At 74.0% G+C, this 21,942-nt stretch carries 18 protein-coding genes; 2 read left to right on the forward strand and 16 right to left on the reverse strand.

Annotated elements, in window-relative coordinates; translation table 11 throughout:
* Nucleotides 1-31: 31 nt before the first annotated feature.
* Both AB0D94_RS01630 and AB0D94_RS01635 read right to left on the reverse strand, forming a co-directional pair.
* Nucleotides 32-766 carry a hypothetical protein gene (locus tag AB0D94_RS01630; RefSeq protein ID WP_362044146.1) on the reverse strand — a complete coding sequence of 245 codons (735 nt, stop codon included), beginning with the start codon at nucleotides 764-766 and terminating at the stop codon, nucleotides 32-34.
* Nucleotides 767-910: 144 nt separating this feature from the next.
* The gene (locus AB0D94_RS01635) at nucleotides 911-2,737 is read right to left on the reverse strand and encodes an acyl-CoA dehydrogenase (protein ID WP_362044437.1); all 1,827 of its coding nucleotides are present in this window, start codon (nucleotides 2,735-2,737) and stop codon (nucleotides 911-913) included.
* Between the two features lie 173 nt (nucleotides 2,738-2,910).
* Between AB0D94_RS01635 and AB0D94_RS01640 the strand changes: the two genes are divergently transcribed.
* Both AB0D94_RS01640 and AB0D94_RS01645 read left to right on the forward strand, forming a co-directional pair.
* Nucleotides 2,911-3,369 carry an SseB family protein gene (locus AB0D94_RS01640; protein ID WP_030153025.1) on the forward strand — a complete coding sequence of 153 codons (459 nt, stop codon included), beginning with the start codon at nucleotides 2,911-2,913 and terminating at the stop codon, nucleotides 3,367-3,369.
* 669 nt (nucleotides 3,370-4,038) lie between these two features.
* Nucleotides 4,039-5,034, forward strand: a complete 996-nt coding sequence (locus AB0D94_RS01645) for a pirin family protein (RefSeq protein WP_362044149.1) — start codon at nucleotides 4,039-4,041, stop codon at nucleotides 5,032-5,034.
* A gap of 114 nt (nucleotides 5,035-5,148) precedes the next feature.
* Here AB0D94_RS01645 and AB0D94_RS01650 read toward each other — a convergent pair whose 3' ends face one another.
* The 14 genes from AB0D94_RS01650 to AB0D94_RS01715 all read right to left on the reverse strand — a co-directional run bounded on the left by AB0D94_RS01650 (nucleotide 5,149) and on the right by AB0D94_RS01715 (nucleotide 21,798).
* Nucleotides 5,149-5,604 (reverse strand): response regulator, encoded by a 456-nt coding sequence (locus AB0D94_RS01650; protein WP_362044151.1) that lies wholly within the window; start codon nucleotides 5,602-5,604, stop codon nucleotides 5,149-5,151.
* A gap of 147 nt (nucleotides 5,605-5,751) precedes the next feature.
* The gene (locus tag AB0D94_RS01655; protein WP_362044153.1) at nucleotides 5,752-7,584 is read right to left on the reverse strand and encodes an ABC transporter ATP-binding protein; all 1,833 of its coding nucleotides are present in this window, start codon (nucleotides 7,582-7,584) and stop codon (nucleotides 5,752-5,754) included.
* Between the two features lie 31 nt (nucleotides 7,585-7,615).
* A complete protein-coding gene (locus AB0D94_RS01660) occupies nucleotides 7,616-9,187 on the reverse strand; it encodes a transporter (RefSeq protein ID WP_362044155.1) in 1,572 nt (523 codons plus the stop codon).
* A complete protein-coding gene (locus tag AB0D94_RS01665; protein WP_266935709.1) occupies nucleotides 9,163-9,960 on the reverse strand; it encodes an ABC transporter ATP-binding protein in 798 nt (265 codons plus the stop codon). Before AB0D94_RS01665 ends, AB0D94_RS01660 begins: the two co-directional genes overlap by 25 nt.
* 75 nt (nucleotides 9,961-10,035) lie before the next feature.
* Entirely contained in the window at nucleotides 10,036-11,046 is a 1,011-nt protein-coding gene (locus tag AB0D94_RS01670) for a T3SS effector HopA1 family protein (protein WP_362044157.1), read from the reverse strand.
* Nucleotides 11,043-12,191, reverse strand: a complete 1,149-nt coding sequence (lxmK, locus tag AB0D94_RS01675; protein ID WP_362044159.1) for a class V lanthionine synthetase subunit LxmK — start codon at nucleotides 12,189-12,191, stop codon at nucleotides 11,043-11,045. The genes AB0D94_RS01670 and lxmK overlap by 4 nt, the downstream gene beginning before the upstream one ends.
* A complete protein-coding gene (locus AB0D94_RS01680; protein WP_362044161.1) occupies nucleotides 12,188-14,944 on the reverse strand; it encodes an insulinase family protein in 2,757 nt (918 codons plus the stop codon). Before AB0D94_RS01680 ends, lxmK begins: the two co-directional genes overlap by 4 nt.
* The gene (locus AB0D94_RS01685) at nucleotides 14,941-15,849 is read right to left on the reverse strand and encodes a hypothetical protein (protein ID WP_362044163.1); all 909 of its coding nucleotides are present in this window, start codon (nucleotides 15,847-15,849) and stop codon (nucleotides 14,941-14,943) included. The genes AB0D94_RS01680 and AB0D94_RS01685 overlap by 4 nt, the downstream gene beginning before the upstream one ends.
* Entirely contained in the window at nucleotides 15,846-16,493 is a 648-nt protein-coding gene (locus tag AB0D94_RS01690) for a flavoprotein (RefSeq protein ID WP_362044165.1), read from the reverse strand. Before AB0D94_RS01690 ends, AB0D94_RS01685 begins: the two co-directional genes overlap by 4 nt.
* A 5-nt stretch (nucleotides 16,494-16,498) precedes the next feature.
* Complete coding sequence (locus AB0D94_RS01695; protein ID WP_362044167.1) at nucleotides 16,499-17,464, reverse strand: LLM class flavin-dependent oxidoreductase; 966 nt, start codon at nucleotides 17,462-17,464, stop codon at nucleotides 16,499-16,501.
* A gap of 177 nt (nucleotides 17,465-17,641) precedes the next feature.
* Complete coding sequence (locus AB0D94_RS01700; RefSeq protein ID WP_360633443.1) at nucleotides 17,642-17,827, reverse strand: LxmA leader domain family RiPP; 186 nt, start codon at nucleotides 17,825-17,827, stop codon at nucleotides 17,642-17,644.
* Nucleotides 17,828-17,883: 56 nt separating this feature from the next.
* The gene (locus tag AB0D94_RS01705) at nucleotides 17,884-18,249 is read right to left on the reverse strand and encodes a helix-turn-helix transcriptional regulator (protein ID WP_362044170.1); all 366 of its coding nucleotides are present in this window, start codon (nucleotides 18,247-18,249) and stop codon (nucleotides 17,884-17,886) included.
* 183 nt (nucleotides 18,250-18,432) lie between these two features.
* Nucleotides 18,433-19,491 (reverse strand): AI-2E family transporter, encoded by a 1,059-nt coding sequence (locus AB0D94_RS01710; protein WP_362044172.1) that lies wholly within the window; start codon nucleotides 19,489-19,491, stop codon nucleotides 18,433-18,435.
* A gap of 39 nt (nucleotides 19,492-19,530) precedes the next feature.
* Nucleotides 19,531-21,798, reverse strand: a complete 2,268-nt coding sequence (locus AB0D94_RS01715) for a SpoIIE family protein phosphatase (protein WP_362044439.1) — start codon at nucleotides 21,796-21,798, stop codon at nucleotides 19,531-19,533.
* Nucleotides 21,799-21,942 lie beyond the last annotated feature (144 nt).

Below are 21,942 nucleotides of genomic sequence, written 5' to 3' on the forward strand. Positions count from 1 at the left end.
CGCGCATGGTGATCTGCGGTCCCGGCGACTCTCAGCCCGGCGGACGTTCGAATCTGCGCTGCAGCTGCCTGCGCTCGCCCCGGCGGATGCGGGGGAGCATTTCCGGGGTCTGCGCGGAGCGCTGCGCGCGTCTCTTGCGTCCGGCGCAGAAGATACAGGCCTCGCCGGGGGGCGCGTCCGGGTCGATGGGCGCGCCGGGGTGCTCGGAGCATCCCGAGGCGTTGCGCGGCCGGGAGAGTTCGCGGGCGACTATGAAGGCGCGGTGCAGGTCGTCGGCGATGCGGACGAAGTCCTCGGCGGGCGAGGACAGCCCCAGGTGGAAGCGCTGGTCCTCGACGGTGCGCAGCCAGGTGCGCAGCACGTCGAGGGAGTACGGGGGCTCCGGCACGGGGTAGCCGAGCCGGCGCTGCTCCCCGGCGGGCGGGGCGGCGGCCTTGCGGGCGCTGTGGCCGCGCAGTCCGAGGCGGCGCCGGTCGTTGCACAGGAGGCAGCGGCCCCAGCCGTCGGGGGCCTCGGGGTCGAGGGCCCCGTTGGGGTGCTGGGAGCAGCCGGTGTAGCTCTTGGCGGGGGCGAGGCCGGCGGCGGTCTGGAAGGCCACGTAGAGGGCGTCGGCGATGCCGTCGTACTCGGCGGGGTGGGCGCCGTCGTACAGCTCCCGCAGGTGGTCGCCGAGGCTGCCCAGGCTCGCCTGCAGCTCCTTGAGGGCGTACGGCCGCCCGGTCGGGACGGAGTACCCCCTGCTGCCGTGCTGATCCTGTGGACTCATGCCTACGAGCGTCCCATGAACGGCTGACAACGGGGAAAGCCGCAGTACAGGGGCTTGTACGTCAGCGGCCGGGCCCCCGTGCGGAGGGCCCGGCCGCTGACGTACGTACACCGCGTACGGCGGGGTGGCGCGTCGGCGCGCAGGTCAGAAGGCGGCCTCGTCGAGCTCCATGAGGGAGTTGTCGACGACCTCGGCCAGCTGGCGCTGGACCGAGACGCCCGGCAGGATCTGCGACGCGAAGAACTTCGCGGCGGCGATCTTGCCGGTGTAGAAGGGCACGTCCTTCGCGGAGGCCGTGGCCAGCTTCTCGGCGGCCACGGCGGCGCCCTTGAGCAGCAGGTATCCGACGACCACGTCGCCGGAGGCCATCAGCAGCCGGGTGGTGTTCTGGCCGACCTTGTAGATGTTCTTGACGTCCTCGCCGGTGGCGGTGAGGTCGACGATCATCTGGCCGACGATGGCCTCGAGGTCGACGGCCGCCTTGGCGAGCGCGTCGCGCGCCGGGGCGAGGTCGTCGCCGCCGGCCGCCTCGGCCAGGAACTTCTTGATCGTCTCGGAGAGGACGTTCAGCGAGGCGCCCTGGTCGCGGACGATCTTCCGGAAGAAGAAGTCCTGGCCCTGGATCGCCGTGGTGCCCTCGTAGAGGGTGTCGATCTTGGCGTCGCGGATGTACTGCTCGATCGGGTACTCCTGCAGGTAGCCGGAGCCGCCGAAGGTCTGCAGGGACTGGGCGAGCTGCTCGTAGGACCGCTCCGAGCCGTAGCCCTTGACGATCGGCAGGAGCAGGTCGTTCAGGCCGATGAGGGAGGAGGCGTCCTCGCCCGCGGCCTGCTTGATCTGGATCTCGTCCTGGACGGAGGCGGTGTACAGGACGAGGGCGCGCATGCCCTCGGCGTACGCCTTCTGCGTCATGAGCGAGCGGCGCACGTCGGGGTGGTGCGTGATGGTGACCTTGGGCGCGGTCTTGTCCATGAAGTTCGCCAGGTCCGGGCCCTGCACGCGCTCCTTGGCGTACTCCAGCGCGTTGAGGTAGCCGGTGGAGAGGGTGGCGATGGCCTTCGTGCCGACCATCATCCGGGCGAACTCGATGATCATGAACATCTGGCGGATGCCGTCGTGCTTGTCGCCGATCAGCCAGCCCTTGGCGGGGTGCTGGTCGCCGAAGGTCATCTCGCACGTGTTGGAGGCCTTGAGGCCCATCTTGTGCTCGACGTTGGTGGCGTACACGCCGTTGCGCTCGCCCAGCTCGCCGGTCTCCCAGTCGAAGTGAAACTTCGGGACCAGGAAGAGGGACAGGCCCTTGGTGCCCGGGCCGTGGCCCTCGGGGCGGGCGAGGACGTAGTGGAGGATGTTCTCCTCCATGTCGTGCTCACCGGAGGTGATGAAGCGCTTCACGCCTTCTATGTGCCAGGAGCCGTCGGCCTGCTGGATCGCCTTGGTGCGGCCGGCGCCCACGTCCGAGCCGGCGTCCGGCTCGGTGAGGACCATGGTGGAGCCCCAGCGCTTCTCGACGGCGATCTGCGCGACCTTCTTCTGCGCCTCGTTGCCCTCTTCGAAGAGGATGCCGGCGAAGGCCGGGCCGGAGGAGTACATCCAGATGGCCGGGTTCGAGCCGAGCAGCAGCTCCGCGTAGCCCCAGATGAGGGAGCGGGGCGAGGTGGTGCCGCCGATCTCCTCGGGCAGGCCCAGGCGCCAGTACTCCGAGTCCATGAAGGCTTCGTAGCTCTTCTTGAAGGAGGCCGGGACCGGCGCGGTGTTGGTGGCCGGGTCGAAGACCGGCGGGTTGCGGTCGGCGTCCTCGAAGGAGGCGGCCAGCTCGTTCTCGGCGAGGCGGGCCAGCTCGGACAGGACGCTCTTGGCGGTCTCGGTGTCCATCTCCTCGAAGGGACCGGTGCCGTACAGCTTGTCGCGGCCGAGCACCTCGAAGAGGTTGAACTCGATGTCGCGGAGATTCGACTTGTAGTGCCCCATGGCGACGGCTCCGTTAAGGCTCGGGGAGACAGGTTCCTCGTACATACCAATCGGTAACGTAATGATGCTACCCACGGGTAATAAGGGCAACCCTTGCCGGGCAACTGTGACCAGGGTCAAGCGTGGCGCGATTGCGTGCCTGGGCGCCGGGGCCGGTCGGTAGTCTTCGTCCCATGTACGGCTACGACCAGAACGTGAGCGCAGGGCAGCAGTACGCGGCCCCGCAGCAGATGGCAGGCGGGTACGGCGAGCAGCCGCTGTATCCCGAGCCCTCGCCGCCGTCGCTCGCCGACGCGGTACGGGCCTTCACCACCGGGTCGCTGTCCGCCGAGGACTTCCAGCAGATCTTCGCCACGTCGAAGGTCTACTGCCCGCGCGGCGAGACCCCGGGCTTCCTGGCCCTGCACAACACGCAGCAGCCGGTCATCCCCATGTTCACCACGCTCAAGGAGCTGCGCCGGTACGCCGGCAAGGAGTCCAAGTACTTCGTGATCACCGGCGCCGAGGTGATCGACCTGCTGCCGACCGGGTACGGCTTCGTCCTCGACATGGAGGGCGACCACCGCATGGTCTTCGACGCGAAGGCGGTCGAGCAGATGGTCGACTACGCCATGCGCCGGATGTACGGCTGACGGCTTTTGCCCTGCGGGCGGCCCGGCCTCGGTGCGGCGCCGTTGCTGGGGCTCCACCCCAGACCCCGCGCCTCAAACGCCGGCGGGGCTGGATTCGGCCGCGTGCCCTGCGGGCGGCCTGGCGGTGTGCGGTTCGGCTTTGCCGGGGCCTGGTCGGTGGGGTCGGTGCGCGGTGCCCCTCCGGGCTGTCTCCTCGGCTCGCGCACTGAGCCTGACCCGACGCCATCAGCCCGGGTTGCGCGCTCGTCCTGCGGGGACAGCCCTGCGCGGCACCACTCCCCTCCACCCCGAGTTCCCGGACAGCCGCCAGGCCCCGCATGCGAAGCCGAGGCGTGGGACGGGGGCGCGCAGGAGGGTCCCCGCAGGACGAGCGCGCAACCTGGGCCGGGCATTCGCAGCCGGGGCTGAGTGCGCGAGCCGAGGAGACGCTCCGGAGCGGCCCCGGCCCACCCCCGCACCCCCCGAGCCCCGGCAGGGGTAGCCGCACCGCCGTGCCCCCGAACCCCCGGGCCCCCCGCAGGAGCAGCCGACCGCCCCACCCCCGTGACCCGCCGAGCCCCCCGCCGGGGGATGGGTCGGGGGAATTACTGCGAGGGGTTCTCCGTTGTGGGCGGGTGTGGCAGAAAGTTCGAGTTTCAACTAAACTCGACGCAGAAGGAGGTCCTGACCATGCCCGCAGTGACTGTTGAGAACCCGTTGACGCTCCCCCGCGTGGCCGAGCCGCAGGCGGTCGTCCCGCGCAAGGTGCTGGCCGTCACCACCGCTCCCGGTGGGTTCGAGGGCGAGGGATTCCCGGTGCGCCGCGCGTTCGCCGGGATCAATTACCAGTACCTCGACCCGTTCATCATGATGGACCAGATGGGCGAGGTGGAGTACGCGCCGGGCGAGCCGAAGGGAACCCCCTGGCATCCGCACCGCGGCTTCGAGACCGTGACCTACCTGATCGACGGAACCTTCGTCCACCAGGACAGCAACGGCGGCGGCGGAGTCATCAACGGCGGCGACACCCAGTGGATGACTGCCGGGTCAGGGCTTTTGCACATAGAGGCCCCGCCGGAGTCCCTCGTCGTGTCCGGCGGCCTCTTCCACGGCCTCCAGCTGTGGGTGAACCTCCCGGCCTCCGACAAGATGATGCCCCCGCGCTACCAGGACATCGGCGGCGGCCAGGTCCAGTTGCTGTCCACCCCGGACGGCGGCTCCCTGCTCCGCGTGATCGCCGGTGAACTGGACGGCCACCAGGGCCCGGGCATCACCCACACCCCGATCACGATGGTCCACGCGACCGTCACGCCGGGCGCGCAGATCACCCTGCCGTGGCGGGAGGACTTCAACGCCCTGGTCTACGTCCTGGCCGGGCGCGGATCGGTCGGCGAGGACCGCAGGCCCATCCACACCGGGCAGACCGCCGTCTTCGGCGAGGGCGGCTCGCTCACGGTGCGGGCGGACGCCTCGCAGGACGCGAACACCCCGGACCTGGAGGTCGTCCTCCTCGGCGGGCGTCCGATCCGGGAGCCGATGGCGCACTACGGGCCGTTCGTCATGAACAGCAAGCACGAACTCCAGCAGGCTTTCGACGACTTCCAGGCGGGCCGGCTGGGGACCATCCCCACCACCGCGCGCACCGGGCTCGGCCACCGCGGCGCCGGTGAGGCGGACGAGGACTGACCGGCCCGACGGGCTCCCGGAGGGGAGCCCGTCCTGCTGTGGGGGCACGCGGAGGGCCGGGCGACCGACCCGGCGGCCGCGCCCGCCGGGTCGGCCCCCGCCAGGTCACGGCCGTCAGGTCGCACTTTCGGAGACGATCGCTTCGACGACCAGTTCCGGATGCACGTACCGCCCGCCCGAGTGCACGATGCGGATGGCCGCCACCAGTTGCTCCGCCGGCGTGGACCTCGACGCGACGCCCCGCGCCCCCGCGGAAAGACACTGCTCCAGCCGCCCGGACCGGCCGCTCTCCGTGATGATCACGGTGCGGCAGTCCGGCAGGTCGTCTCGCAGCGCCGCCGCCACCTGGACTCCGTCCGGTCCTGGCCGCCCGGTGTCCCCGATGTCGAGGACGGCCACGTCCGGGCGGTGGGCCCGCGCCATCGCCAGCGCTTGCGAACCCGACTCCGCCTCCGCGACCACCCGCAGGTCGCCCTCCAGTGCCAGCAGGTCACCCAGCGTCCTGCGCATGAGGTGTCCGTCGGCCGCGAGGAGCACGCGGATGATCCGGTGCCCCGTCCCTCCGCTCATCCGGCCACCCGCTCCGGGCCGGACGGCAAAACCGTGATCGATCGGTATTCGAAGTACATACCAGTCAGCGTCACACCGGGCCCTCGTGGCACATATTGATATTTGTCATGAATTCGGCGGTGGCCGCGAGGCCTCCGGGGCGCCGGGTCAGTCGGTGACCGCCACCGGCCCCGCCACCGGTTCGGCCACCGCTTCCGCCTGGGCCGTGCCGAGCGTCTGCGTCGCGGCCAGCCGTGCGTACAGCCCGCCCTCCCGCAGGAGTTCGGCGTGCGTGCCGGCGGCCCGCACGCGGCCGTCCTCCAGGACGAGGATGCGCCGGGCGCCGGTCACCGTGGACAGCCGGTGGGCGATCACCAGGACGGTGGTGGTGCGGGCGATCTCCGCGATGACCTCGCGCAGCTCGCTCTCGTTGAGCGCGTCGAGCTGCGAGGTGGCCTCGTCGAGCAGCAGGAGCCGGGGCCGTCGCAGCAGCGCCCGGGCGATGGCTATGCGCTGGCGCTGGCCGCCGGACAGGGCCGTGCCGCGGTGGCCGACCTCCGTGTCGAGGCCCTGCGGCAGGCTGTCGACCAGGGCGGTGAGCCGTACCTTCTCCAGGACGCGGTGGAGTTCGTCCGGGCTCGCGCCGGGGGCGGCGAGCATCAGGTTGTCGCGCAGGGTGCCCGCGAGCACGGGGGCGTCCTGCTCCACGTAGCCGATGGTCCGGCGCAGCTCGGCCGGATTCCAGTCGCGCAGGTCGCGCCCGTCGACGGTGATGCTGCCGCCGTCGATGTCGTAGAAGCGTTCCAGCAGGGCGAACAGCGTGCTCTTGCCGGTGCCGGAGGGCCCGACGACGGCGGTCAGCCCGCCGGGGCTGATCTCGAAGCCGGCCCCGTCCAGGACGGGACGGCCGTCCTCGCGGTAGCGGAAGACGACGTCCCGGAAGACGATCTCGGCGCCCCCGTCGCCCGCGGCCGCAGCCGGGGCAGCTGCGGCGGCCGGTGCGGCCCGGCCGCCGGCCGGGTCGCCGGACCCGGCGGGCTCCTCCCCCTCCTCGGGGGCGAGTTCCAGCACCTCGTGGATGCGCCGGACGGCGGCGGTGCCGACCTGGAGGCCGCTGATCCCGCTCGCCAGCTGCGCGACCGGCCCCACCAGGTAGAACAGGTACAGCAGGAAGCCGATCAGCGAGGCGACGCTCATCGACCCGTTCGCCACCCGTGCCCCGCCCAGGCCCAGCACGGTCAGGAACGCCAGCTGCACCACCAGCCCGCTGGAGGTGCCGGCCACCGCACCCCAGCGGGCGGCCCGCAGGCCCGCCTGCCAGGCACCGCGCGCCGAACCCTCCAGAGCGGCGCTCTCCCGCTCTTCGGCGCCGCTCGCCTTGACCGTACGGATCGCTCCGAGCAGCCGCTCCAGCCCCGAACCCAGCTCGCCGAGGGCTTCCTGGGCCTCCTTGCTCGCCCGGGCGATGCGCGGCATGACCAGGGCCGTGCACACGCCGATGGCGAGGACGACACCGAGCACGGCGAGGAAGAGGACCACGTCGAGCCAGGCCATCAGGACGAGCATGCCGAGCAGCGTGACGGAGCCGATGAGCGTGTCGACGAGGTTGTTGGTCGCCGCCTCGCGCAGCAGGGTGGTGTCGGCCGTCACCCGGGAGATGAGATCTCCGGGCGGACGCCGGTCCAGGTCCGCGACCCGCAGCCGGGGCAGCCGTGAGATGAGCCGCCTGCGGGCGCCAAGTACCACGCTCTCGGCCGCCCGTTCGACGGCGTACATGCCGAAGGCGCTGGCCAGCGCCCCGCCCACGATCAGCAGGGCGAGGAGCAGCACCTGGCGGGAGACCGGCTCGTCGACGGCCAGGGCCTCGACGAACGACTTCGCCACGAGCGGCTGGGCGAGGCCGGCGACCCCGCCGAGCGCGCTCAGTGCCGCGCCTGCGATCAGGGCCTTGCGGTGCGGGCGGGCGTGCCCGAGCAGGGAGCGGGTGGCCGAGTTTTTCATCGTCGTGGGTTCCTTCGTCCGGTCGGTTGGGTCAGGACATCCGCAGGGTGGTGAGGATCTCGGGCGCCTTGTCGAACAGCCGCTGTCCCATGGTCCGCAGGGTGACCAGCACGGCCAGCAGGCCGTACGCCGTACCCAGCGGCAGCAGCAGCCACGCGAGGGCGGAGCCGTTCAGGGCGATCGCGCCCGCGATCACCGGGGCGATCGCCACCACTCCGAGGAAGGAGCTGAGGAAGTTCGCCAGGTGGTAGCCGCCGCTCTGGCCGGGCGCACTCACGCTCCAAGGGTCCTCGGGGTACGGGTAGGGGTGGAACACGCTGATGGCCATGCCCATCGCGAAGGTCACCCCGAGCAGCGCGAAGCTGACGCCGAGCGCGGCCGCGAGCTGGTCGGTGCGCCCGGTGACGAGGGCGGCGCCGGTGGCGACGGCGGTGAGCCAGGGTGCGATGACCACCAGCTGGGGGAGCAGCCGGCCGACGAGTTCGGCGCGGGCCTGCGCCACGGTGCGCAGCGTCGCGACGTTGCTCCAGATCGCGGAGCCGTCGAGGGCGAACAGCACTCCGGGGACGGTCAGTCCGAAGACCCAGGCGCCGCCGACGGCGGCGTACGGGGTCCGCATGCCGGCCGCCGCCATCACGACCGGGAACAGCAGCGCGTACGCCAGCGCCGCGATCATCGTCAGCCGGTGCCTCGGCGACCGTGCGAAGGCGCTGAACTGGTGGTGGGCGACGAGCAGGGTCCGGCTGGAGGTGAGCATCCGGGCCCGCAGGCCTGTCGTCCGGCCCGCCCGGACGGCCTGGGCCGTGGAGGCGTCCGTCGTGGTCATCAGCCGGGTCAGGGAGCCGTGCCACCACACCATCAGCAGGGCGATCAGGGCGGCGGTCCCGGCCAGTTCGAGCAGGGCGGTGCCGGTCCTGCCGTCGGCGGCGGCCCGGATCGCGTCGGCCGGCCAGCCCGGCGGGGTCCAGCGCAGGATCCGTACGACGAGGGGCGGCAGGGCGAGCCCCGAGCCGGCGGTGGTCAGCAGCAGGTAGGCGGCGTAGCCGCCGACCGCGGTCAGTACGCCGCCGAGGGCGGCGGCGTCCTTGCCGCGCCGGCCGGTCAGCGCCCGCGCGAAGGAGGCCAGTACGGCCCGGGAGGCGACCACGCACAGCAGCAGCATCAGCGGTACGGCGAGGACGGTGACGGCCGCGGCGGGGAAGCTGCTGCACGCGCCCTCTGCGGCGCCGACGACCGCTCCGGTGATGAGGACGAGGGTGCACAGCGGCCCCGGGCCGATGAGCGCGGAGGCGGTGGCCCCGGCGATCAGCCGGCGCGGCCGGACGGGCAGTACGGCGAGCCGGGTCGGATCGGAGCTCTCGTCGCCGCCCGCGCCGAAGGACAGCGGCAGCGCCAGCCAGGCGACGGCCAGCCCGGTGAAGGCCAGGACGGCGAAGTCGGGTGCGTCCGGCTCGCCTTGGGCCAGGGCCAGGCCGACGGCCGCGTAGCAGGCCCCGGCCAGGCTGATGCCCGCGCCGGCCACGAAGCCCACGGCGCGGGCGGTGCTGCGGCGCAGGCTGCTGCGCAGGAGGGCGAGTTTCAGCCCGACGAAGACCCCAACCATGCGAGGCTCCCTCCCTTCGCCTTCCCGGCCGGGGCGCCGACCAGTTCCATGAAGCGCTCGTTCAGGCTCCGGCCGGCCCGTACCTCGTCGAGGGTGCCGTCGGCGACCACGCGCCCCTTGGCCAGGATGGCGACGTGGGTGCACAACGCGGCCACGAGTTCCATGACATGGCTGGAGAAGACCACCGTCGAGCCGGTCGCGGTGTACTGGCGCAGCACCTCGCGGATCGTCTCGGCCGACACCGGGTCGACGCTCTCGAAGGGTTCGTCGAGGAAGAGGACCGGCGGGTTGTGCAGCAGCGCGGCCGCCAGGCCGATCTTCTTGCGCATGCCGGTGGAGTAGTCGACGACCAGCTTGTCGCCGGCCTCGGAGAGCCCGAGCACGTCGAGCAGCTCCTCGGCGCGCGCCTCGGTGTCGGCGGCGGGGAGCTCCCGCAGCCGTCCGGTGTAGCGCAGCAGTTCCCGTCCCGACAGCCGCTCGAACAGGCGCAGGCCGTCGGGCAGGATGCCGATGCGGTGCTTGGCCTCGTACGGGTCCTGCCAGACGTCGTACCCGGCGACCGTCACGGTGCCCGCGTCGGGCCGGAGCAGGCCGGTGATCATGGACAGGCTGGTGGTTTTGCCGGCGCCGTTGGGGCCGACGAGGCCGTAGAAGCTGCCCCGGGGGACGGTGAGGTCGACTCCGTCGACGGCGACCTTGTCGTCGAATTCCTTGCGGAGCCCGCGCACTTCCACGGCCGCCGGGACCGCGTCTCCTTCGGGGGGGTGTTGCATGGTGCTGCCTTCCGCCTGGGTGGGGGGTGGGGGGATGGGAGGCCTACGGGGCCCGTTCGGCGCGGGCCGGTCCGCTCAGCGGGCGGGGAGGTCCGGAGAGGCCAGGTTCCGGTAGGGGGCGCCCGGGTCGATGCCCGCGCTGCTGAACGCCTCGTGCGCGCTCTCGGAGCCGGTCGTTGCCCGTACGGCCGCCTCGGCCAGCGCCGAGGCGCGGTGCTGGCCGAAGCTCAGCCCGCCGGCGCCGGGCCGGGGGTCGTCCGGCTCCCAGGCCACGGCCGTGCCGGGCCCGAGCCGGTGGGCGAAGACCGAGGTGTCCGGGCCGGTGCCGGGCAGGGCGCGGACGGCGTCGGCGATGGTGTGGCAGGCGCCCCAGGACTCGCTGCCCAGGTAGACGACGAGGGCGTCGCGCCGCGGGTAGTCGGCCGGACCCGACAGCACCTTGGCGTGGTAGCCGGCTCCCGCCGCCTCCAGGCGCTCCAGTACGGTCCCCCAGATCATCGGGGCGCGCCCGGGTTCGGTGATGTGGACGTAGACCCGGAGCAGTTCGTCGTCGAAGCGCGGCTCGCGGGAGCCCATGGCGTAGAAGAACCCGGGCGAGAGCGCGGGGCGGGCCGGTGAGGCGGGGGAGCGCACCTCCGTGCCGGCGACGAGCGGGCCGTCCGCGGTCAGCCGGTCCACGGGCACCCGGACGCGTACGCCGTCCCAGGACACGAGCGCCTCACCGCCCGGTTCCTGCGGGGCCCGGAGCAGGACGCCGGTGCGCTGGATCTCGCGGTGCGGCAGCGCCGCCGCCAGCTCCCGCTCGAAGCCGCGGTCCCGCGGGGTCATGCTCCGGCGGCGGGTGTCCGCCTCGGCGCGGCCCGTGTGGAACACCTCGTACAGCGCCGCCCCCAGCCGCTGCTGGAGTTCGCGGGCGGATTCGCCCTCGATGGTGCGGGGCCCGACGGTGGCGGTGAGGCCGTCGGCGGAGAGGTGGATCCGCGCCAGGGCGTCGGCGAGGTCGGGGGCCAGGGGGGAGGCCGGCGCCGGTTCGGCGGTGGCCGGTCCGGGGGTGAGCGGCCCGGTGGGGGCTGCGGCGGTGGTCACGAGGCGTCTCCGAGTCCGACGACGTGGGTGAAGCGGGCGGGGTCGAGCAGGGCCGTGCGGCCGATGCCGGCGGCGGCCCGCTCGATGCCGAGCAGGCGGTTGGAGCGCATGGCCCCGGCGAGCAGCCGGTCCAGCAGGTGCCAGCCCGCGAAGGCGGTGGCGCGCTCGGCCAGGCCCGGATCGGCGTCGGGCCGCGCGTCGCGGTAGCCGCGCCAGAACTCCTGGACGACCGGGCGCAGCCGGGCGAGCTTCTCCGCGCCGCGGGCGAGTACGGTCTCGCGCGTCATCGACAGCCCGGCGAAGGCGGCGGTGTCGGCGTCGCCGCGGGAGGTGACGATGTCGTGCACCGCGCGGTGCAGCCATTCGCCGGCGAAGCCGCCCACGTCGCGGGCCGGGTCGGCGAGGCGGAACTCCTCCCAGTCGGCCACGTGCAGCCGGCTGTCCGCCCCGGGGTGTCCGGTGATCAGGAACTGGTCCATCCGCAGGTCGCAGTGGGCGGGCACGCGCGGCGCCGCCCGTTCGGCGTCGAGCAGCCGGTGCACCGCCCCGATCAGCTGCGCGTCGTTCTGCAGCAGCCGCCAGGTCTCCAGCTCCGCCCCGCTGAACTCCTCGAACGCGGCGGCGGGCAGCGCCTCCAGCAGCTCCGGCGAGGGCAGGGCGGGAGTGCTGCGCTCCAGCTGGTCCTGCTGCCCGGCGGGACAGGCGTGCAGCCGCCCGAGTGCGGCGCCGGAGCGGTGGGCGAGCTCCGGTGTGAACTCCTGGTCGGCCATCAGTTCGGCGCCGCTGCGGGCGTCGTGGAGGTACTCGAAGGCGAGCAGCCCGGCGTCCGGGTCGCTGCCCAGCAGCGCGGGTCCGCGCAGTACGCCGGCCGGGGCGTCCGCCACCAGACGTTCGTAGCCGAGCGCGCGGTCCATCCGGGCCCGTACGTCCTCCGGCGGACCGGTCAGCCGCTTGACGAAGACGCGGGCGCCGCCGGTCGTGCGGCCGGCCCAGGTGTCGTTGCGGCCCTGCAGCGCGGTGAGGTCCGCGCGGTCGAAGGGGCCCGTGCCGATGCGCCGCAGCAGGGCGTCGACCTCGGGCGCGGTGTCGAGGTCCACGGGCTGGAACCGGAGTTCGGTGCGGGCGGCGGTGGTGGTGCGGGTCACGGCGTCTCCTCGGCCGGGTCGGCCGCCGGCGTGGCGAGCACTCCGGCATAGGCGGGCTGGGCGAACAGGTGCGCGCAGTCGCGGGCCACCTCGGCGGCCGGGGCCTCGTACAGGGCCTCGGGGAAGCCGACGAGCTCGGCGGTCCGGCGCCCGGCCGCGAGCCAGGCGCTCAGCGCGTCGGCGAGCGAGCCCTGGGTCTGCGGCGCGAGGGCGAACTGGCCCGCGCAGTACCGCCGGGCGGCGTCCACCTCGGCGCCGGTGGGCGGTTCGGCGCCGGCGCGCCGCAGCTCTTCGCGGATCACGGCGGCGGCCTCGACGGCCCCGACGGGCGGCAGCTGGGCGTGGACCTGGACGAGCGGCCCGGTGCCCGCGTGGTCGCCGAAGCGGCCCGCGTACGAGGTGAAGCCGTACGGGGCCTGCGGCGTGCGCAGCGCGGCGAGCCGGGCCCCGGGCTGGCCGCCGCCGAGCACGGCCACCGCCAGCCAGCGGGCGGCGAACGACCCGGCCGGGGGCGGCTCGGGAGTGGCCCACAGCAGGTGGGCGGCGGTCGCGGGCAGGGCCGGGGGCAGGCTCAGCAGCGCGAGGCCTTCGCCGGCGGCCGGGAGCGGCGCGTGCGCGCCGGGCGGCGCGTCGAGGGCCGAGGTCAGCGGGCGCAGGGCGGCGGTCGCCGCCGCGGCCCAGGCCTCGGGATCCAGGTCGCCGACGGCGGTGAGCTCGATGCCGCCCGCGTACAGGGGGGCCGTGAGGGCCGTCCGGCCGGCGCCCGGGCCGGGCCGGCCGACCAGGAGCCGTCGGCACAGGGCCTGTTCGACGAGCCAGGCCGGGCTGGTCACCCGGGCTCCCATGCGGGCGCGGGCCCGCGGTTCCACGGCGGCGAGTTCGGCGGCCGTCGGCGGGGCGCCGAGCAGGTCGGCGAACAGCACCGGGTCGGGGGCGGGCGCGGGCAGCCAGGCGTCGAGCAGGACGGCGCCGTTCTCCACGGTCGTGGACACGGCCCCGCGTGCCGGGAACCGGGCCGTCCAGCGGTCGGCGAGGACCAGGGCGAGCCGTTCGCGGTCGGCGGGCGCGGCCGCGGGGGGCGAGGGCAGGCGCAGCCGGAGTTCGACGAGGGGGGCGCGGGGGTCGCGTACGGCGGCCACGGCGGGCTCGGCCGGGCGGCCCGCGGCGGGCCCGGGGCCGGTCTCGGCGAAGGCGGGCAGCCGCAGCGCGGCCGGGACGGCCGGGGCCGCCGGGACGGCCGGGGCGGCCGGGGCCGCCGGGGCGGTCGACCGCCGGGTGGCGGGTGCCGGGGCCGCCGGGGCCGCCGGGGCCGCCGGGGTGCCGGTGGGGGCGGGAGAGACGGAAGAGGCAGCGGATGCTGCGGTGCCGGTGCCGGTGCCGGTGCCGGTGCCGGTGCCGGTGCCGGTGCCGGTCACGGTGCCGGTGGGCGGGGCGGCGGCGGCGGTGGCGGGAGTGGCGGGCGCGGGAACCGGGGCGACGGCGCGGACGGCGGTGCCCAGGCCGCGGAAGGGGACCGGTGTGCCGCCCGGGAGCAGCGCCAGCACCGCCCGGTGGTCCGCGGCCAGCGCACCGGCGGCCGCGCGGACTTCGCCGGCGCCAAGAGCTCGCAGGCGGGCGGGCAGCTCGTCCAGGAGGGCGGGTTCGCCGAAGAGGATCTCCAGCCGGCCGAGCGCGCGGGCCCGGGGGCCCGGCCCGTGATGGGCGCGCAGGTGGTCGTCGGCGAGCCGCCGGGCCGCCTGCCGGACCTCGGCGTCGGCGACCTCGTCGGCATCGGCGATGGCGCGCAGGGCCCCGTCGACCCGGTGCAGCGCGGCCCGTACCCCGTCCTCGTCGGCGGCGGGCAGGGTGATGACGAGGGTGTCGGGGTCGAGCGCGTCCAGCGGGCCGAAGAATCCGCAGCCCGCGTCGACCGGCGGCACGGCCAGCAGCCGGGCTGCCACGAGCCGGGCGAGGTAGCCGTCGAGGTCGGCCGCGGGGTCGGGCAACCGGTAGCCGAGGCAGACGGCGCCACCGCCGGGCACGGTCCGTACGCTCACCCGGTCCGCGGTGAGCGGGGGTTCGGCCAGCACCGGGCGGTGCGCGGCGTCGGGCCGGGCGGGCCCGGCCGGGACCGCGGCGAAGTGCCGGGTGACGAGGGCGGCGACCTGCTCGGGGTCGTCCGCGCCGCTCACCGTGAGCACGGCGTTGCCCGGGGCGTAGTGCTCGCGGAAGAAGCCGGCGCAGTCCTCGGGGGTCAGGCGGGCGAGGTCGCGCAGGTCGCCGTAGCCGTCGTGGGTGTTCGTCCAGCGGTCGTAGAGCAGGGCGGGCAGCAGGGGCCAGGGCAGCCCGCCGAGCGGGGCGTCGTACACGGCGGCCTTGATCTCGGCCTCGATGCCGCTGAGTTGCTCGGCGAGGGAGTCCGCGGTGAAGCGGGGGGCGCGCATCCGGTCGGCCTCGGCGGCCAGCGCGCGCTCCAGAGCCGCGGTGGGAACGACGTGGACGTAGTCCGTGTAGTCCTGGTGGGTGGTGCCCTCGGCGGATCCGCCGCCCGCCATGAGGTCGGCGAAGTAGGCGCGGTCGGGGAAGCGTTCGCTGCCCTCGAACATCATGTGTTCCAGCAGGTGCGCGAGGCCGGCGCGGCCCTCGGGCTCCGAGCGGAAGCCGACGCCGTAGTGGACGGCGACCGCCGTCAGCCCGCCCGCGGCCGTCGTGTCGATCAGTACGCGCAGCCCGTTGTCGAGGGTCAGCCTGCGTATGCCCGTGGTGTCGGTCATGCGGCCGCCCCCTCGGTGAGCGTGGCGGCGAGCACGCCGTACAGGCGGGCCTGGCCGGTCGAGGCCGGGATGTACGCGGCCGTGTCGTGCGCGTGCAGCGCAACGCGCAGGGCGGTGCCGTGCAGGTGGCCCTCACGCGCGGCCGCGGCGTCGCCGCCGTAGCCGTCGAAGAGGGCGTCCAGCAGCTGCTGCCAGACCTGCGGGTCGGCGGCGGCGCCCAGCAGCCAGCGGAACTCCAGGAGTTCCCCGGCGAGCCAGCCCAGGTCGAAATGGGGCGGGGCGGCGCACAGGTCCTCGCCCGTCAGCAGCACCGCCGGTGCGGCTCCGGCGGCGGGGAGGAGCGAGCCGAGGCCCGGCGCGCCGTGCGACAGGACGTGGCCGTCCGCGGGGCCGAGGGCTTGCGACACCCAGGCGAGAAGGGGGGCCACGGCCGCCTCGCCCAGCAGGTCCGCGGCGGTGGCTCCGCCGGCGGTCGTACGGCCCGACAGCCAGGCGTGCAGCCGTACGACCGCGCGCGCGGGCCGCCGGGCCTCCTCGGGGACGGGCGGGGCGTGGAGTGCGGCGAGCAGCGCGCCGACCTCCCGGAGGGTGCCGGTGAGCGCGCTGTGGCCGCCGGGGACGGCGTGCGGTCCACCCCCGGTGATGAGCCAGTGGGCCACGGAGTACGGGCCGGGGGCGGCGTACGTCCGGGCGCCGTCCGGCGCGGGATCCCCGGTCAGCAGGCGGGTACCCGGGCCGGGGGAGGCCTGCTCGACGAGCTCGCGCAGGCGGGCGGTGAGCGGTGTGAAGGCCTCCGGAGCCCCCGCACCGGGCCGGCGCAGCCAGCGGTGGCCGCCGTCGGGCAGGGCGGTGACGGTGGTGGAGAGCAGGCCTGTCGCGTAGGCGTCGACCACGACGCCGCTCATGGCGTCGGCTCCGCCGTGATGCTGCGGTGCAGCGCGGCGAGGCCGTCCACCACATCGGGGAGCGGGGCCGGGGCCCAGCTGTCGGTGCGCCCGGTGGTCAGGCTGAGCGCGGGCACGGGCGGCAGGACGACGCAGTTGGGGCGCTCCGCGAGGGCCTCGGCGTGGCGGCGGTAGGCATGGCTCTGGGCGCCGCCGGGCGGCAGCGCGGGGGCGACGGCGACGGGCGCCGCCGTGCACTGCGCGGTGAGCAGCGAGGGGCTGTCGGCGAGGCCGAGCGCGAGCCGGGCGGTGTACGAGAACGTCGAGGGGTAGACGAGTACGGCCTCGGCCCAGGCGGTCAGGTCGACGTGCGGGGCGCGCAGCACGGGCTCGTCCGGCCAGGCGTCCACCAGGGTGCGGCGGCCGGTGAGCAGGTTGAGGGTCTCGCGCGTGACGAACCGCTGGGCGCTGCGGGTGAGGATGGTCTGGATCTCCAGAGCGGGGTGGGTCGAGCGCAGCCAGGTGATCCAGGAGGGCAGTTCGGCGGCGGAGACGGAGCCGGTGGCGATGAAGAGGAGCCGGGTGAAACCGAGCCCGGCGGGCTCGGTGCCCGCGGCGGGAGCGGTGTCGGTGATGCGCTCGGTGCGCTCGGTGGGGTGGGTCACGGCGGCTACCAGCCGTTCCCGGTGAACAGCGCTTCCAGGTCGCGCAGTACGGCCCGCGGTCCCTCCAGCATGCCCACTCCCACGTTGTTGAGGACCACCTCGTCGACGCCCGCCGCGTGGTACGCGGCGATGCCCGCGGCCAGTTCCGCGGGGTCGCCGGTGAGGGCTCCTCCCGCGGCGAGCAGGCTCCTGGCGGTGGCCGTCGGGTCCTCGCCGTCGACCTGTACGCCGGCGCGGTTCAGCATGTCCTGGTAGTGCGGCGCGGCGAAGTGGTCGGAGCTGCCGGTTCCGAGGACGGCCAGGGTGTTCCTGCCGTCGGCCGCGGCGGCCATGGGGACGACGGACACGACACGCGGCACGGGCCGGCCCGCGGCTTCGGCCCCTTCGCGCAGCGCGGGGACGATGACGTCGCGCACGTACGCCGGCGGGGTGAGCCAGGTGATCGCCACGTCGGCGCTCTCCCCTGCGATCCGGGCCATGCCGGGGCGCAGCACCCCGAGGCCCACCTCGACGGGGGGTGCGGGCGAGCGGGGGATGGAGCCGGCGTAGGAGAAGTAGGTGCCGCGCTGGTCGACCTCTTCGCCGTCGAGCAGCGCGCGGACGATGGTCAGGTATTCGCGGCAGGCGGTCAGCGGGCTCTTGTAGGGCTCGCCGAGCAGGGCTGCCTGGAAGGCGCGTGCACCGGGCCCGAATCCGGCGGTGACCGGGTGGCCGGAGGCCGCGGCGAGGGTGCGGGCCTCGATGGCGGCCTGGGCGGGATGGCGCAGCGGCATCAGCGAGACACCGATGCCGAACGGGACGCGCAGGCCCATGCCGCTCAACTGCGCGAGGATCTGGTGCTGTTCGTTGAGCAGGAGCTGTCCCTGCCACAGTGCCCGCGCTCCGCGCCACTGCACGAACGCCGCGAACGGCGCCGCCTGCTCCGCGCGGGTCGGGACGATGGGCAGGAGAACAGAGACACTGCGGCTCATCGCCGGACCTCCGGGAGTCACGGAAGAGGAAGGGCAGGGAAGGAGGACGGGCGGGAAGAATGGGTGGTGCCCCGCCCGGGTCACGGACCCGGAGCACGGGGCTGTGGCGGTCCTGGGCGCCTTGCCCGCGCCCAGGACCGCTCGGTTCAGCCGTTACCGGCCGCCGCTACTGCTGGATCAGCAGCCGTACTTCCAGGAAGCGGTGCCGGCGGCGACGCTCACCTTGGTGTAGGCGATGGTGGTGAGGGTCGGCGTGATCGCCGGGGCGTCGGCCGACGCCTCGAAGTTCAGCTCGGCCGCGTCGGCGTAGGCCTCGAAGCCACCGACGAGCTCCATGATGTTGACGTTCTCGATCTTCTGCATTGTGCTCTCCAGATCTTTGGAAACGTCCGCCTCTGGTTCCGGCGGACGTGTCCCAGTCAACAACCGTGGGCTGTGGTACGGATATTGGCCCTTGGTGAGGTGTCCCTTGGGACAATGTCCCCGGTGCAGATGAGCGGATGGTGCAGATGGGCCATCAGCGCGGCTTCGAGCCGGGAGCTGACGCCGAGCTTCTCCACGATGCTGGCCACATGGGCCTTCGCGGTCCGCTCGACGATGCCCAGCCGGCGGGCGATGAGCCGGTTGGGCATGCCGTGGCCGAGCAGTGTGAGCACTTGTCGCTCACGCCCGGTCAGTGTCTCGATCCCCCGTGGATCGTTGACGGCGCCGCGCAGCAGTGCGCAGTCGCAGGTGCCCGCGGTGTGGGCGTCCAGGTCCGCCAGTTCCGTGTGCTGGTCAGGCACGCGGACGGCGATGGACGCACGACGGGACTCCATGGTGTGCAAAGCAGTCACTCTCCCCCGATGGACTGTTCGAAATACGATCGTAAGCATCGGGTAACGGGAGAGCAAAGTCTCGGCACATGAGACAGCTCACATGGTATTGCAGGAACCGACGGGGTGTCAGATCGCGGGCCCCACCTGCTGTTACGTATCGAGAGGACCGGTCACCGGGACGGCGTACCGGGCCCGGAGTTCCGAGACCACCCCGAAGGCGGCCGCGGTCAGCGGCACCGCCAGCAGCATGCCGAGGATCCCGGCGACGCTCGCCCCGGCCGTGATGGCCAGCATGACCACGGCCGGGTGCATCTGCACGGTGCGGCTCTGCACCATCGGCTGGAGCACGTACCCCTCGATCATCTGGACCAGCAGCACCACGCCGAGCGTCCACAGCCCGATGGCCCAGCCCCGGTCGGCGAGGGCGACGAGGACCGCCACGGCGCCGGAGAGGAAGGCGCCCAGGTAGGGGATGTACGCGGTCACGAACACCAGGGCGGCCAGCCCCAGCGCGCCCGGCACGTCGAGCACCAGCAGACCGGCGCCGATCAGCACGGCGTCCACCAGGGCCACGAAGGTGGTCCCGCGCATGAAGCCCTCGACGGCCTCGAAGGCGCGCCGTCCCATGGCCTCCATCAGGTCGCCCGAGCGGCTCGGGACGAGCGCGCGCAGCGTGCCCACGGCCCGGTGGGAGTCGCGCAGGAAGAAGAAGATCAGCACGAGCGCCAGCAGTGCCGTCGCGAGAACCGTCCCCACCACGCTGAGCCCTGCGACCACCCCCGAGGCGGCCGTGCCGCCGAACTTGGCGAGCAGGTCCTTGGAGTTCTTCGCGACGTCCTCCAACGAGGTGCCCAGCGCCCCGAAGTGCTCCGCGAGGCTCTGGCCGGCCCGCCGCAGGGCGTCGACGATCTGGTCGCCGGTCTCGATGAGCGCGAGGACGACGATGTACGAGGCCCCGCCGACGACCGCGACCACGGCGAGGCAGGTGAGGGCCGCGGCCAGCGAGCGGTTGACCTTCATGCGCACCAGCCGCCGGTGCAGCGGCCCGAGCAGCGCCGTGCCGAGCACGGCGAGCAGTACGGGCGTGACGACCGTCCGGAACACGCCGCACAGCCACACGACGACGGCCAGCACGGCGGCGAGGAGGAGGGCGACGGCGCACCAGGCGGCGAGTCGCCGCACGGGCTCGGGCAGCAGCGGAGTCGGCACGGCTGTATCCAAGCACGGTTGCCGCCGCCGTCCGGGGGCTCAGTCCAGCGGGTCGGGATCCGGTTTCGACTGCTCGGCGAGCTCGAACCAGATGGACTTGCCCTCACCGCGCGGATCGACGCCCCAGGTGTCGGCGAGCATCTCCATCAGCAGGACGCCGCGGCCGCTGGAGGCCATCTCGCCCGGCTGCCGCTTGTGCGGGAGCTCGTCGCTCGCGTCGGCCACCTCGATGCGCAGCCGCCGCTCACCCAGCTCGCCCACGGCCTCGGCCACCAGCAGCGCGTCGCCGTCCGTGTGCATCAGCACGTTCGTCACCATCTCGGAGACCATGAGCACCGCCGAGTCCACCTGCTCGGCGTCCGCCCAGTCGTGCAGCAGCTCGCGGATCTGCTGCCGGGCGCCCGAGATCCGTTCCGGCTCCGCCTGGGCCACGGTCAGCATGGTGCGGCGGGCCGGCCGGGACGGGCGCTGCGGGACGCCGCAGCCGCAGTCCTTGCTCTCGCGCCACAGCAGGACCACCGCTATGTCGTCCTCGCGCCGGTCGGCGAGCGGGCCGGTGGTGTGGTGCGAGGAGGGCCCGTGCACGGCCTGGACCAGCAGGTCGGCCAGTTTCTCCAGGTGGCCGGCCTCGGGGAGCGTGGATTCGGCGTGCCCCGGCTCGCCGTGGCCGGGCACCGGGCTCACCGAGCCGGGGGTCTCGGCCTCCAGGATCGCCCGCAGCCGGGCCCAGCCGGTGTCGAGGTCGTGCCCGCCGGTCTCGATGAGCCCGTCGGTGCACAGCATCATCGTCTCGCCGGGTTCCAGGGTGAACCGGGTCGTGGGGTAGTCGGTGTCCGGGACGATCCCGAGGGGGAGCCCGCCGGAGGTGGGGCGCATCAGGACGGTCCCGTCCGTCATCCGCACCGCGGGGTCGGGATGGCCGGCGCGGGCCACCTCCAGGACCCCCGTCTGCGGATCGCACTCCACGTACAGGCAGGTCGCGAAGCGCGGGCTCAGGAAGTCCGCGTCGGCGTCCGGGCCCGCGCCCTCGCCCCCGTACGCGTCCGGGCCCGCGCTCCGGCCCCCGTACGCGTCGCTCTCCTGCGAGGCGCACAGTCCGGCGAGGAAGCGGGAGGCGCGGGAGAGCACCGCGTCGGGGCGGTGGCCCTCCGAGGCGTACGCGCGCACCGCGATCCGCAGCTGACCCATCAGCCCCGCCGCCCGCACGTCGTGCCCCTGCACGTCCCCGATGACCAGGGCGAACCGGCCGGAGGGCAGCGGGATCATGTCGTACCAGTCGCCGCCGACCTGGAGGCCGCCGCCCGTCGGGACGTACCGGGCGGCGATCGTCATGCCAGGGATCTCCGGGCCGAGCTGCGGCATCATCGAGCGCTGCAGGCCGGTGGTGAGCTCCCGCTCGGATTCGGCCACCCCGGCCCGCTGGAGGGCCTGGGCCAGCATCCGGGCCACCGTCGTCAGGACGGACCGCTCGTCGGGGGAGAAGGACACCGGGTGCTTGAAGGCGGCCATCCAGGCGCCCATGGTCCGCCCGGCCACGATGAGGGGCAGGAAGGCCCAGGACGCCCGCCCGAAGCGCTGGGCGAGCGGCCAGGTGGCCGGGAAGCGCCGTTTGTAGTCCTCCGGGGAGGGCAGGTAGATCGCCCGGCCGGTCCGGACGACCTCCGTGGCCGGGTAGTCCGTGTCCAGCCGCATGTCCGAGAACGGCGCCTCGTCCCCGGGGCCGTGCCCGTGGTGCCCGATGATCGACAGCCGGTCCCCGGCGACCCCGAAGACGGCCAGCCCGTCGGGGCTGAAGCCGGGCATGGACAGGGAGGCCGCGACCCGCAGCACCTCGGTCGTGGACCGGGCCTCCGCCAGGGCCCGGCCCGCGTCCAGCAGGAACGCCTCGCGGGAGCGCCGCCAGTCGCCGGTGATCGGGGTGTGCACGGCCGTGGTCCCGGGCTGCGGCTCGGCGATCTCCTGGATCGTGCCGATCAGCTCGTAGTCGACGCGCCCTTCGGCGGTCCGGTTCTCCAGCGGCTTCGAGCGGCTGCGTACGGTCCGCAGGACCCGTCCGTCCTCGTCCATGATCCGCAGCCGGGCCTCGGCGAGGGTGTCCTCGGCCACGGCCAGGTTGACGATCCCGTTGATCTCGTTCCAGTCCACCGGGTGGAAACGGGAGCGTACGGCGACCTCCGGCAGCACCACAGGCTCCGCGGGCAGCCCGAGCAGCCGGGCGGCCTCGCCGTCGAGGGTGACCGTCCCGGAGGCGTTGTCCCATCGCCACAGGCCGGTCGCGATGGCGGCCAGGACGTCCTCGGTGCGCACCTGGCCATCTTTACAGCTCATCCCACCGGCGTGCCTCTCCAGCGGGCCCGCCGGGAGCCTTCGCCCGGCCCCCGCCGGGCGTGCCCGACCGGCCCCCCGCCCGGACGGTAACCTTGTGAGGGTTGAATCCCACCCTGGTATCGC

The organism is Streptomyces sp. NPDC048255, from assembly GCF_040652415.1.
In the GTDB taxonomy this organism is placed as follows: domain Bacteria; phylum Actinomycetota; class Actinomycetes; order Streptomycetales; family Streptomycetaceae; genus Streptomyces.